At 56.2% G+C, this 12,921-nt stretch carries 7 protein-coding genes; 1 reads left to right on the top strand and 6 read right to left on the bottom strand.

Going from position 1 to position 12,921, the window contains the following annotated elements:
- Positions 1-29 precede the first annotated feature (29 nt).
- Both F3J26_RS07585 and metH read right to left on the bottom strand, forming a co-directional pair.
- Complete coding sequence (locus F3J26_RS07585) at positions 30-1,661, bottom strand: Na/Pi cotransporter family protein (RefSeq protein ID WP_008455880.1); 1,632 nt, start codon at positions 1,659-1,661, stop codon at positions 30-32.
- Positions 1,662-1,805: 144 nt separating this feature from the next.
- A complete protein-coding gene (gene metH, locus F3J26_RS07580) occupies positions 1,806-5,489 on the bottom strand; it encodes a methionine synthase (protein ID WP_166993025.1) in 3,684 nt (1,227 codons plus the stop codon).
- 193 nt (positions 5,490-5,682) lie between these two features.
- Between metH and iclR the strand changes: the two genes are divergently transcribed.
- On the top strand, positions 5,683-6,516 hold the full coding sequence (iclR, locus tag F3J26_RS07575) for a glyoxylate bypass operon transcriptional repressor IclR (protein WP_166993022.1): 834 nt from the start codon (positions 5,683-5,685) through the stop codon (positions 6,514-6,516).
- On the opposite strand, the gene aceK is transcribed toward iclR, so the two are convergent.
- The 4 genes from aceK to metA all read right to left on the bottom strand — a co-directional run bounded on the left by aceK (position 6,513) and on the right by metA (position 12,424).
- On the bottom strand, positions 6,513-8,255 hold the full coding sequence (gene aceK / locus F3J26_RS07570; RefSeq protein ID WP_166993019.1) for a bifunctional isocitrate dehydrogenase kinase/phosphatase: 1,743 nt from the start codon (positions 8,253-8,255) through the stop codon (positions 6,513-6,515). The two genes, iclR and aceK, sit on opposite strands and share 4 nt — an antisense overlap.
- 57 nt (positions 8,256-8,312) lie before the next feature.
- On the bottom strand, positions 8,313-9,620 hold the full coding sequence (aceA, locus tag F3J26_RS07565) for an isocitrate lyase (protein ID WP_008455888.1): 1,308 nt from the start codon (positions 9,618-9,620) through the stop codon (positions 8,313-8,315).
- A gap of 30 nt (positions 9,621-9,650) precedes the next feature.
- On the bottom strand, positions 9,651-11,249 hold the full coding sequence (gene aceB, locus F3J26_RS07560) for a malate synthase A (RefSeq protein WP_166993015.1): 1,599 nt from the start codon (positions 11,247-11,249) through the stop codon (positions 9,651-9,653).
- Positions 11,250-11,494: 245 nt separating this feature from the next.
- The gene (gene metA, locus F3J26_RS07555; protein WP_008455894.1) at positions 11,495-12,424 is read right to left on the bottom strand and encodes a homoserine O-acetyltransferase MetA; all 930 of its coding nucleotides are present in this window, start codon (positions 12,422-12,424) and stop codon (positions 11,495-11,497) included.
- Positions 12,425-12,921: the final 497 nt, after the last annotated feature.

Here is a 12,921-nt window from a genome sequence, read left to right as displayed (position 1 = left end):
TCAATTATAGAGCGATGCCGGGTTGACGATCAATATTCATCCCGCTCGTCGTCATCGTCCGGTTGGTCCAGCACGCTGTAGGCAACGGAACAGAACAACGAGTTCAGGCGCTTCATGTCCCCCAGCAGCCCGAGGTGCAGCGAGCTGGTCTCGATGCTCTGCACGTTCTGCTGGTGCAGGCGATCAACGTGGGCATGGGAGTAGCGGCGGTTCATGATGCGGAAGCGGTGTTTGTTCCGGCGCAGCCGGCGGGCACTGCCCAGGTCGCTCGAGAAGAACACCGACAGGCTCAGTTGCAGGTTGCTGATCAACTGCTGGAGCAGGTTATCCAGCTCGGTCAGGCCGTCCGGCGAGAAGGCCCGGCGCGCGGCGAGAGATTTATCCGCCACCTCGCTGCCCATACGTTCGATGATGTCCGCCGCCTGCTCCAGGTTCAGCGACATTTCGATGATTTCCGCCCAGCGGCGCGACTCCATCTCCGCCAGATCTTCCTTCGGCATCTGCGCAAGGTAAAGTTTGATGGCGGTATACAGCACGTCCACGTCGTCAGCTAGCTTGCGCAGCTCTTTTTCCTGGCGCGGCTCGCCGTGCATCACCTTGCTCCAGGTTTCCAGCATCTGCTCCAGCACGTCGCCCATTCTCAGGGTTTCCCGCGCGGCGTTAGATAATCCCAGCGCGGGAGTATCCAGCGCCGTAGGATCGAGGTGCTTCGGCTTCATTCGGGCGTCGACTTCCGGCGCTTCGCTGATCACCCGGCGGCAAAAGCGTGCCATTGGCTCGGCAAACGGCACCATCACCAGGCAACGAATCAGGTTGTAGAACACGTGGAAGTAGATAACCAGTTCAGACTCCGGCAACGGCAGGTGATGCATCAGCCGGGCCAGGACATGCACAAACGGCAGCACCAGCAGGCTGCCCACCAGCTTGAACAGCAGGCTGCCCAACGCCACACGACGGGCGGCAGCATTCGCGGCGCTGTTATTGATCATTGCCAGCAGGCCGGAGCCGAGGTTAGCCCCGATAACCAGACACAGCGCCACATCAAACGAGATCACGCCGGTTGAGGTCAGCGTGGCCGTCAACAGGACGGCAGCCAGGCTCGAATAGCTGATAATGGCAAACATCGCGCCAATCAGCGCGTCGAGCATGATGTCGCCGGTCAGGGAAGCGAAGATCACCTGGACGCCGTTCGCCTGGGTAATCGGCGTAACGGCTCCCACAATCAGCTCGAGCGCCAGCAGAATAAGACCCAGGCCAATCCCCACGCGGCCAAGCTGCCCGGCGCGAGTCTGCTTGCGGCTGAGGAAGAAGATTACGCCGATGAAAATCAGCAGCGGCGAAAGCCACGAAAGATCGAAGGTCAGGATACGCGCCATTAGCGCTGTACCGACATCAGCTCCCAGCACAATCACCAGCGCAGGGGCGAGCGCCACCAAATCCTGGGCAACGAACGAGGTCACCAGCATGGTGGTGGCATTACTGCTCTGCACCAGCGCGGTCACGCCTATCCCGGCGCAGAAGGCGAGCGGTTTCTTTTCTACGCTGTGGCTAAGCACACTGCGCAGGTTGGCACCGTAAACGCGCATGATACCGGTGCGCACAATGTGCGTACCCCAGACCAGCAGCGAAACGGCGGACAGCAGGTGTAACAACGTCAGCACGGATTCTTGTTCTCCTTATCGTTTTTAGGGTTCCCGAAGCAAAAATAGCCACCATCCTTCAGTATAAGGGTTTAACTTCAATAAAGAGACAAGGCGCCCCCAGAGCGCCTTGTAAGTTGTAAGGAAAGATAACAGGTTTGTGAGTCAGTCGGCGTCGTACCCGAGGTTCGGCGCAAGCCAGCGTTCGACCTCGCTGACCGGCATGCCTTTGCGTCGGGCGTAATCTTCGACCTGGTCGCGCTGAATTTGCGCGACGGCGAAGTACTTGCTGTCCGGGTGGCTGAAGTACCAGCCGGAAACTGACGCACCGGGCCACATGGCGTAAGACTCGGTGAGCTTCATGCCAATCACGTTTTCGACGTCCAGCAGCGCCCAGATGGCCGCTTTTTCCGTGTGCTCCGGGCAGGCCGGGTAGCCCGGTGCCGGGCGAATGCCTTGGTAATTCTCGCGAATCAGTTCCTCGTTGCTGAGGTTTTCCGTGGCCGCGTAGCCCCAGTAAACTTTACGCACGCGCTCGTGCAGATATTCAGCAAAAGCTTCGGCCAGGCGGTCGGCAACCGCTTTCACCATGATTTTGTTGTAATCATCGTGCTGCGCATCGTAGGCACCCGCCAGCGCGTCTTCTTCAATACCGCCGGTGACCGCAAAAGCACCGATGTAGTCGGCTTTACCGCTGTGTTTAGGCGCCACAAAATCGGCAATGCAGTAGTTCGGGAAGCCGTTCTTTTCCGTTTGCTGGCGCAGATGGCGGCTGAAGCCTTTCACCTGAGAGCGTGTTTCATCGGCATAAATCTCCACGTCGTCCCCCACGCGATTCGCCGGGAACAGGCCGACCACGCCGCGCGGCGTCATTGTTTTCGTCCGGTGGAGCATATCCAGCATGTCGTTAGCGTCTTTAAACAGCCGTTTTGCCTCCTCGCCAACAACCTCATCTTCCAGAATGCGCGGATATTTTCCGGCCAGCGACCAGGTCATGAAGAACGGCGTCCAGTCGATGTAGTTCCTCAGCGTTTCAATGCTGGCGGTCACTTCCTGCACGCCCAGCCGGTGCGGAACCGGAGGCGTGTAGTTTTCCCAGTCGAAAGGCAGATCGTTATCCCGCGCGACTTCCAGCGTAACCGGCGGCGTGCGCGGTTTTTTACGCGCGTGCTGCGTACGAACAACTTCGTATTCTTTGCGGGTGCGGGCGACAAATTCATCGCGCTGGGTTTCTGAAAGCAGAGCAGAAACCACGCCGACGGTGCGCGAGGCGTTCTGCACGTAGACGGTTGGCCCGCTGTAGTTCTGCTCTATTTTCACCGCCGTGTGGGCTTTTGACGTAGTTGCCCCGCCGATCAGCAGCGGCAGCGTAAAGCCCTGCCGCTCCATCTCTTTGGCCACGTTGACCATTTCGTCCAGCGACGGGGTGATAAGCCCGGACAGGCCAATGATATCGGCCCCCACTTCACGGGCGGTTTTCAAAATTTTCTCGCCGGGCACCATCACGCCAAGATCGATAATCTCGTAGTTGTTACATTGCAGCACTACGCCGACGATGTTCTTGCCGATGTCATGGACGTCGCCTTTGACGGTCGCCAGCACGATTTTACCGTTGCTGCTGCCCTGCTCTTTGCTGGCTTCGATGTACGGCTCAAGGTAAGCCACCGCCTGCTTCATCACGCGAGCCGATTTCACCACCTGCGGCAGGAACATTTTCCCTTCGCCGAACAAATCCCCCACCACGTTCATTCCCGCCATCAGCGGGCCTTCAATCACTTCTATTGGGCGAGTCGACTGCTGGCGGGCCTCTTCGGTATCCGCTTCGATAAACTCGGTGATGCCTTTCACCAGCGAATACTCGAGACGTTTCACTACGTCCCAGCTACGCCACTCCGCCAGTTGAGCATTGGCGCCGTCATCGCTTTTGCTGCCGCGATATTTTTCGGCCAGCTCCAGCAGACGTTCGGTGCTGTCATCGCGGCGGTTGAGAATGACGTCTTCGACGGCATCCCGCAGTTCAGCCGGAAGATCGTCGTATATCGCCAGTTGCCCGGCGTTGACGATCCCCATGTCCATGCCGTTGCGAATTGCGTAGTAAAGGAATACCGCGTGGATGGCCTCGCGCACCGGCTCGTTGCCGCGGAAAGAGAAGGAGACGTTAGACACGCCGCCGGAGATCATCGCATGGGGCAGCTCGCGCTTAATATCTTCGCAGGCGCCGATAAAATCCTGGGCGTAGTTGTCGTGTTCTTCGATGCCGGTCGCCACCGCGAAGATGTTCGGGTCAAAGATGATGTCTTCAGGCGGGAAGCCCACCTCTTCGGTAAGAATTTTATAGGCCCGGCGGCAAATCTCGATTTTACGCTCTCGCGTATCGGCCTGGCCCATTTCATCGAACGCCATCACCACCATCGCCGCGCCGTAGCGGCGTACCAGCTTCGCATGATGGATAAACGGCTCAGTGCCTTCTTTCATGGAAATAGAGTTAACGATGCCTTTGCCCTGAATGCACTTCAGCCCTTTCTCGATCACCTCCCATTTCGAGGAGTCGATCATGATGGGCACCCGGGCGATGTCCGGCTCACCGGCAATCAGGTTCAGGAAACGCACCATCGCCGCTTCGGCGTCGAGCATTCCCTCGTCCATGTTGATGTCGATAATCTGCGCGCCGCTGGCCACCTGCTGCAGCGCCACGTCCAGCGCTTCGCTGTATTTCTCTTCTTTGATCAGACGCTTAAACTTTGCCGAGCCGGTAACGTTGGTGCGTTCCCCGACGTTAACGAACAGGCTATCCGCGCCAATATTCAGCGGCTCAAGCCCGGCGAGGCGACAGGCAACCGGCAGATCGGGGAGTTTACGCGGCGCAACGCCTGCTACCGCCGCGCTCATTGCGGCGATATGCGCAGGCGTTGTCCCGCAACAGCCGCCGACAATGTTCAGGAATCCGGCCTGCGCCCATTCCCCAATCTGCTGCGCCATCACGTCCGCATCAAGGTCGTATTCACCAAAAGCGTTTGGCAGACCAGCATTAGGGTGAGCCGTCACGTAGCACTCGGCAATGCGTGACAGTTCAGCCACGTACTGTCGCAGTTCGTCCGGCCCCAGCGCGCAGTTAAGTCCGAAAGAGAGCGCGTCGGCGTGGCGCAGGGAGTTATAGAAAGCTTCCGTCGTCTGACCGGAAAGCGTACGACCTGACGCATCGGTAATGGTGCCGGAAATCATGATCGGCAGATCAACGCCAAGCGCTTCAAACTCGGCCTTTACGGCGAAGATGGCGGCTTTGGCATTCAGGGTGTCGAAGACCGTCTCGATCATGATCAGATCGGCCCCGCCCTCCACCAGCGCTTTGGTCGATTCACGGTAAGCGGCGACCAGCTGATCAAAGGTGATGTTGCGGAAGGCCGGGTCGTTCACGTCTGGAGAAATTGATGCCGTGCGGTTGGTCGGGCCAAGCACACCGGCGACGTAACGCGGTTTTTCCGGCGTACGGGCCGTCCATTCGTCGGCACAGGAACGCGCCAGCTTAGCGGCTTCGTAGTTAATTTCCGCCGACAGCGACTCCATTTGGTAATCCGCCATTGCAATGGTGGTGGAGTTAAAGGTGTTGGTTTCGACGATGTCGGCGCCAGCTTCAAAGTAGGCATAGTGAATCGCGGCGATAATTTCCGGTTTGCTGAGCACCAGCAGGTCATTGTTGCCTTTAAGGTCACACGGCCAGTCGGCAAAACGCTCGCCGCGGAAATCACTCTCATCAAGGCGGTAGCTTTGGATCATGGTCCCCATACCGCCATCCAGCACCAGAATGCGCTCACTCAGTTGTTGCTTCAGCTTCTCTACGTTGTTGCTCACACCTCACTCCCACCTGTTTTCCCTGCCTGACGGATATGCCATCCCATACTTGCACAATCTATAGGGTCGTAAAAGCCGCATATCGGGAACATGAGAGATGTTCAGCATCACTCCTCCGATCAGTCTGAGTAGCGGTTGCAAATTCGCCAAATAAAACGAAAATGATTTCCACGATACGAAAAAGGAGTCCGGTATGGTTGCTACAGTCCCCGCTAAACGAGGTAAGAAACCCCGCACCGCCGCCGCTGCGGCTCCGGCTGCCACCGGGCAAGTGCAGTCCCTGACCCGCGGCCTTAAGCTGCTGGAGTGGATTGCCGAATCTGACGGTAGCGTGGCGCTCACCGAGCTTGCCCAGCAGGCTGGTTTGCCCAATTCCACCACCCATCGCCTGCTCACCACAATGCAGCAGTTAGGCTTTGTGCATCAGGTGGGCGATCTTGGCCACTGGACGATTGGCGCGCACGCATTTGTCGTCGGCAGCAGCTTCCTGCAAAGCCGCAATCTGCTGGCCATTGTGCACCCTATTCTGCGCAAACTGATGGAAGCCTCCGGTGAAACCGTCAACCTCGCGGTACTCGACAAGAGCGATCACCAGGCAATTATTATCGACCAGGTTCAGTGCACGCAGCTGATGCGTATGTCAGCACCTATTGGCGGCAAGCTGCCGATGCACGCATCCGGCGCGGGCAAGGCGTTTCTGGCTCAGCTAAATGACGACGAACTGACGGGCCTGCTGCACCGCAAAGGTCTGCACAGCTACACGCCAGCCACGCTGACTTCGCCGCTGCATTTAAAAGAAGATTTATCGCAAACCCGCAAGCGCGGTTATTCATTTGACGATGAAGAGCATGCCCTTGGGCTGCGCTGCGTGGCTTCGTGCATCTACGATGAACACCATGAGGCATTCGCGGCGATCTCTATTTCTGGCCCGATTTCACGCATCACAGATGACCGCGTGACGGAACTGGGTGCGCTGGTGATCAAAGCCGCGAAGGACATTACTCTGGCTTACGGCGGCGGGCGCTAGCCCGCACGTTTCACTTCCCCAAACCGCTGGCTGAAGCGCTGGCGGCGGCGATAAGCATAAACATCTTCGACATAGCCACCGCGGATGCGAGTTTGCAAAGCGCGCCAAAATTCAGCGCGGAACAGATCGGCGTGCATTTCATCGAATAACGGGCGAATGCGTTTGTCTGCACAAAGATAGTGCCGGAACTCTTCCGGGAAAACATCTCCGGGCGAGATGCTGTACCACGGCTCCGAAGAGAGTTCATCTTCCGGGTAACGCGGCGGCGGAATATCCCGGAAATTCACCTCGGTCATGTAGCAAATTTCATCGTAATCGTAGAACACCACCCGCCCGTGACGCGTCACGCCAAAGTTTTTAAATAGCATGTCGCCAGGGAAGATATTGGCTGCCGCCAGTTGACGAATGGCATTGCCGTACTCTTCCACCGCATCCCTTAACTGCTGGCCTTCTACCTGCTCCAGCCACAGGTTAAGCGGCACCATTCGCCGCTCAATGTAGAGATGGCTGATGGCAATGCGGTCGCCAAGATCGGTCAGTTTTTCAGGCACTTCTTCAAGCAGCAGCGACATGAGGTCGGCACTTATCTGCCGCTTATCCAGCACGAAGTTTTCGAACTCCTGCGTATCCGCCATGCGCCCCACGCGGTCGTGCTCTTTTACCAGTTGGTAGCAGGCACGGACCCTTTCGGCGGTGACTTCTTTTTGCGGCGCGAATTTGTCTTTTATCACTTTAAACACACGATCGAAGCCCGGCAGCGTGAACACCAGCATCACCATGCCGCGTATGCCGGGTGCCTCAATAAACTGCTCGGCCGTGCTGTGAATGTAGGTCAGATATTCGCGATAGCTTTCGGTTTTGCCGTGCTTCTGGCAGCCAATCGCCATGTACAGTTCGGCGGTAGTTTTTCCCGGTAGAATCTCGCGTAGCCACTCCACGAGCGCGGCGGGGAAAGGGGCATAAACCATGAAATAGGAACGCGCAAAGCCGAAAACGATACTGGCTTCGGGGGAGCTGGTCAGGCAGGTGTCTACCATTAACCGGGCATCATCGGTGCGATGGATCGGCAATAAAAAGGGAATTTTTCCTCCCGGCAGAACCAGTTTGCCAACCAGCCAGGCGGCTTTATTGCGGTAAAACAGTTCATTAGCCACTTCCAGCGTGGCCGTCCGCAATGTTTCTGCGCCGAAGGTTTCATGCAGATGGGCGAGGATAAACCCCACATCCCGCGCAATATCCTGCCAGGGCAGGCGCAGCGGGAGATCGGAGAGCAAGGTCGTGAGCAACGTCGTCCAGCCTTGCTCCGGGGAAAAAGTTTTTGCCAGTGGGCGAGGCAGCGGCCGAAGCTGTTTGCCTGCCTGGGAGCTGAAGATAAAAAGCCGCTCGGGAGTAAGCGAGCGGTGGTCGAAGAGCCGACAATAGACAGAATTAAAAAAGCTTTCGGCAATTTCAAAACGCGGGTAATCCGGCAGTAGCCGGGTGTATTGCTCTTTCACGCGCAGTAAAAAGGCCGCGTCGGTGTTCTGCCCGCCGGTAATGCAGCGAAGCTGTTCTACGACGAGACCTACGTGATGATCGTACAGGTTGATGCGGCTTTTCATCGCCTGTTGAACGGCGTGCCAGTCGGCCTGTTCAAAGCGCTGCTGGGCACCCGCGGTGACCTCCAGAAATCGACCGTATTGCGCGTCAAACCCCTGCAGGATGGTGTGGGCAATTAGCAGCTCCAGCCTGTGTGACATTTATTTCTCCCCTCACCCCGGCCCTCTCCCAAAGGAGAGGGGGAAAATAAAGTTTGTTCAGAACTGCTCTTCTTCCGTCGAACCTGTCAGCGCCGTGACGGAAGAAGCGCCGCCCTGGATGACGGTGGTTACGCGGTCAAAATAGCCGGTGCCCACTTCCTGCTGGTGAGAAACGAAGGTGTAGCCTTCAGAAGCGGCGGCAAATTCAGGCTGCTGTACCTTCTCAACATAGTGGCGCATGCCCTCCCCCTGCGCATAAGAGTGCGCCAGATCGAACATGTTGAACCACATGCTGTGGATCCCCGCCAGGGTGATGAACTGGTATTTGTAACCCATGTCCGACAGTTCTTGCTGGAAGGACGCGATGGTTTTGTCATCGAGGTTTTTCTTCCAGTTAAACGACGGCGAACAGTTATAGGCCAGCAGTTTGCCTGGGAAGCGCGCATGGATGGCTTCCGCGAAACGGCGGGCCTGGTCCAGGTCGGGTTTAGAGGTTTCACACCAGACCAGGTCGGCATAAGGCGCGTAGGCCAGGCCGCGGCTGATAGCCTGCTCAATGCCAGCGCGTGTACGGTAGAAACCTTCCTGCGTGCGCTCACCGGTGATGAATTCGCGGTCGTATTCGTCGCAGTCGGAGGTGATCAGATCTGCCGCATCAGCATCGGTACGGGCGATCAGCAGCGTTGGAACCCCCATCACATCAGCCGCCAGACGAGCAGCCGTCAGCTTCTGGATAGCTTCCTGAGTTGGGACCAGGACTTTGCCGCCCATGTGGCCGCATTTCTTCACGGAAGCCAGCTGGTCTTCAAAGTGCACCGCAGCGGCACCCGCCTGAATCATCGACTTCATCAGTTCGAAGGCGTTCAGCACGCCGCCAAAACCGGCTTCTGCATCGGCAACGATAGGCAGGAAGTAGTCAATGTGGCGTGGATCGCCCGGTTCAATATTGGATGCCCACTGGATCTGATCCGCACGCTGGAAGCTGTTGTTGATCCGATCGACAACCGCAGGGACAGAGTTCGCCGGGTAGAGCGACTGATCCGGGTACATGCTGGACGCCAGGTTAGCGTCCGCCGCAACCTGCCAGCCGGAGAGGTAGATGGCTTCGATACCCGCTTTCGCCTGCTGTAAAGCCTGGCCGCCGGTTAACGCCCCCAGACTGTTTACGTAGCCTTTTTTCGACTCGCCGTGCAGCAGGCGCCAGAGTTTAGCCGCTCCGTGCTGCGCCAGAGTACACTCCGGGGTCAGCGAACCGCGCAGTTTCACGACGTCTTCTGCGCTATAGGTACGCTTAATGCCTTCCCAACGCGGCTGTGTCCAGTCTTGTTGTACTTGTTGAATCTGTTGGCTACGAGAGGTTTTCATTTCAGATGCTCCATTTTTATAGGGTTAGGTTCAGGCAAGCAGGCGGTAGCCCGGCAGCGTCAGGAAGTCGATTAACTCTTCTGAGGTGGTAATTTGTTCCATCAGCCGCGCAGCTTCATCGAAGCGTCCCTGGCTAAAACGCTGGTCGCCCAGCTCGTCCTGAATCACCAACATCTCTTCGGCAAGCATCTGGCGGAACAGCGCTTTCGTCACGGTCTGGCCGTTGCTTAGCGTCTTTTGGTGATGGATCCATTGCCAGATGGAAGTACGGGAAATTTCAGCGGTCGCAGCATCCTCCATCAGCCCGTAAATCGGTACGCAGCCGTTGCCGGAGATCCACGCCTCGATGTACTGCACCGCAACGCGGATGTTGGCGCGCATACCTTCTTCGGTGCGCTCGCCAGGGCAAGGCTCAAGCAACTGCGCCGCGGTGATGGGGGCATCTTCGCTGCGGCTGATGTCCAGCTGGTTCTGGCGTTCACCCAGCGCTTTGCCAAACACCTCAACAACCGTGTCCGCCAGGCCCGGATGCGCAATCCAGGTACCATCATGGCCGTTATTGGCCTCCATCTCTTTGTCCGCTTTGACTTTGTTCAGTACCCATTCATTGCGAGCGCTGTCTTTGCTCGGGATAAAGGCCGCCATGCCGCCCATTGCAAATGCACCGCGACGATGACAGGTCTTGATCAGCAGCCGCGAGTAAGCGTTCAGGAAAGGTTTATCCATCGTCACGGACTGCCTGTCCGGCAGGACGCGATCCGGGTGGTTTTTCAGGGTTTTGATGTAGCTGAAGATGTAGTCCCAGCGACCACAGTTCAGGCCCACGATGTGATCTTTCAGGGCGTGCAGGATCTCATCCATCTGGAATACCGCTGGCAGCGTTTCTATCAATAAAGTCGCTTTAATGGTGCCGCGTGGCAGATCGAAGCGATCTTCCGTGAAGCTGAATACTTCGCTCCACCAGGCCGCTTCCTGCCATGACTGGGTTTTGGGCAGATAGAAATAAGGGCCGCTGCCTTTAGCCAGAAGGGCATCCACGTTGTGGAGGAAATAGAGCCCGAAGTCGAACAGGCTGCCAGGGATCGCTTCCCCGCGCCAGGTCACGTGTTTTTCAGGCAGATGCAGGCCGCGCACGCGGCAAACCAGTACCGCCGGGTCTGGCTTCAGCTGATAGATTTTTCCCGCTTCGTTTGTCCAACTGATGGTGCCGTTTATCGCGTCGCGCAGGTTGATCTGCCCGTCAATGACTTTGCTCCAGCTCGGCGCCAGGGAATCTTCGAAGTCGGCCATAAAGACTTTTACGTTAGCATTCAGCGCGTTGATCACCATTTTTCGCTCAACCGGCCCGGTAATTTCTACCCTGCGGTCGAGCAGATCCTGCGGAATACCACGAATCTGCCAATCACTTTTACGAATGGAATCTGTTTCCGAATTGAAATCAGGAAGCTTTCCACCGTCGATGGCCTGCTGTTCAGCAATGCGAGATGCCAGCAGCTTATTGCGCTGTGGAGTAAAGCGGCTCACCAGCTCGCCGAGGAATTCTACGGCTTCCGGGGTGAGGATCTGCTTCTCTTGCTCGCCAAACGGCTGGCTAAAGGCCAGCTCTTCGCTAACTGTCTGTTGTGTCATTCGGTTACTCCTTCGTCTTATCCCGTCGAGACGGCCAAAAGTGAATCGCGCACGGCTGTGCAGTTTTCATGCAACAGAATTAAGACTACTTGATGATTTTTTAAAATCAAAAACAATTTCCATTTTTGATTTTAAATTGATTTATCATATTGATATTTATGAGATTAAAGTTTAATCAAGGCGGGAAGTGATTTTCAGAATAGAAAAAAGGCGCCGAAGGCGCCTGGAATGGGAAGCTGAAACGCTTAATCGAGCGTCGGGTTCATGTGGCGAAGGTCGAATGGCGTAATCTGGTAGACGTAGTAGTTCAGCCAGTTAGTGAACAGCAGATTGCCATGGCTGCGCCAGGTCGCGTGAGGTTTCTTCGCCGGATCGTCTCCTGGGAAGTAGTTATACGGCACCTCTGGCTGAAGCCCCGCATCGACATCGCGGAAGTACTCGCCGGACAGCGTCAGCGCATCATATTCCGGGTGACCGGTTACGAACGCGATGCGCTTATCCCTGCTGCCAAACAGGTAGGCATCGCCCTGTTCTGTTTCGGCAAAGATCTCCAGATCGGTGTAATCCCGGATCAGCTGCGCAGGGAAGTCGGCATAACGAGAATGAGGCGCCAGGAATGAATCATCAAAGCCGCGCGTCAGTAAAGCATGAGGCTGAGTAACATTGTGCTCGTAGACGCCAGAAAGTTTTTCATCTCGAGTTTGCTTTGGAATGCCGTATAAAATATTCAGCGCGGCCTGGACGGCCCAGCAGACAAACAGCGTCGAGGTAACATGATCTTTGGCCCATTCCAGCACCTGCTGGATCTGCGGCCAGTAAGCCACATCATTAAATTCAACCAGTCCAAGCGGAGCGCCGGTGACGATCAATCCGTCATAGTTGTCGTGTTTAATGTCATCAAAATTACAGTAAAAGTTATTGAGGTGCTCGCCAGGCGTATGGCGAGATTCACGGCTGTCGATACGCAGCAGCTGGATATCCACCTGCAGTGGAGAGTTGGAGAGCAGCCGCAGAAACTGGTTTTCCGTCTCAATTTTCTTCGGCATCAGATTCAGGATCAGTACCTTTAACGGACGTATTTCCTGATTGCTGGCGCGCGATGTCGTCATCACAAAGACGTTTTCTTCACGCAGGAAATTGACGGCTGGTAGCTCGTCCTGCACCCGAATCGGCATAACCTTATATCCTCAAAGCATACGTTTAAACGTTTAGACATCCAGACACCTGACGATACCGAGTTTATGATTCAATGTCGAGTCAGAAGCGAAAAGGTGAAAATGTTTCATTTAAGAGTGATAGCCAAGAGCAGATGCTTACGCTGGATTGAAGACAGGAACTCAGTGAATAACTCTGTCGTAGAAAGATAAAAATATGAAGGGTACAAAAAGCAAAAAACCCCGGCCTTTCGGTCGGGGTTAATGCTGATTTGATGCCTGGCCGTTCCCTACAATACGCGCATCATCCTGATACTCGCCCCTCCGGGGCCGCCGCACGCGGCGTTCAAACGTGTTCCCGACACGTTTGTCGCATGCCCATGCTCTTGCAGGGTATGGCCTGATACCACATAAACAAAAAACCCCAGCCATCAGGCTGAGGTTTTCTGTTTTATTTGATGCCTGGCAGTTCCCTACTCTCGCATGGGGAGACCCCACACTACCATCGGCGCTACGGC

Source organism: Enterobacter sp. Ap-867, from assembly GCF_011752855.1.
GTDB lineage: Bacteria > Pseudomonadota > Gammaproteobacteria > Enterobacterales > Enterobacteriaceae > Cedecea.
Note: the sequence above shows the minus strand (reverse complement) of the source record. Positions and strands in the feature narration are given on the sequence as shown.

Bases quoted from the DNA above. Each gene is read 5' to 3' on its own strand.
- iclR (WP_166993022.1), top strand. From the start codon at position 5,683: ATGGTTGCTACAGTCCCCGCTAAACGAGGTAAGAAACCCCGCACCGCC.
- aceK (WP_166993019.1), bottom strand. From the start codon at position 8,255: ATGTCACACAGGCTGGAGCTGCTAATTGCCCACACCATCCTGCAGGGG.
- aceA (WP_008455888.1), bottom strand. From the start codon at position 9,620: ATGAAAACCTCTCGTAGCCAACAGATTCAACAAGTACAACAAGACTGG.
- aceB (WP_166993015.1), bottom strand. From the start codon at position 11,249: ATGACACAACAGACAGTTAGCGAAGAGCTGGCCTTTAGCCAGCCGTTT.
- metA (WP_008455894.1), bottom strand. From the start codon at position 12,424: ATGCCGATTCGGGTGCAGGACGAGCTACCAGCCGTCAATTTCCTGCGT.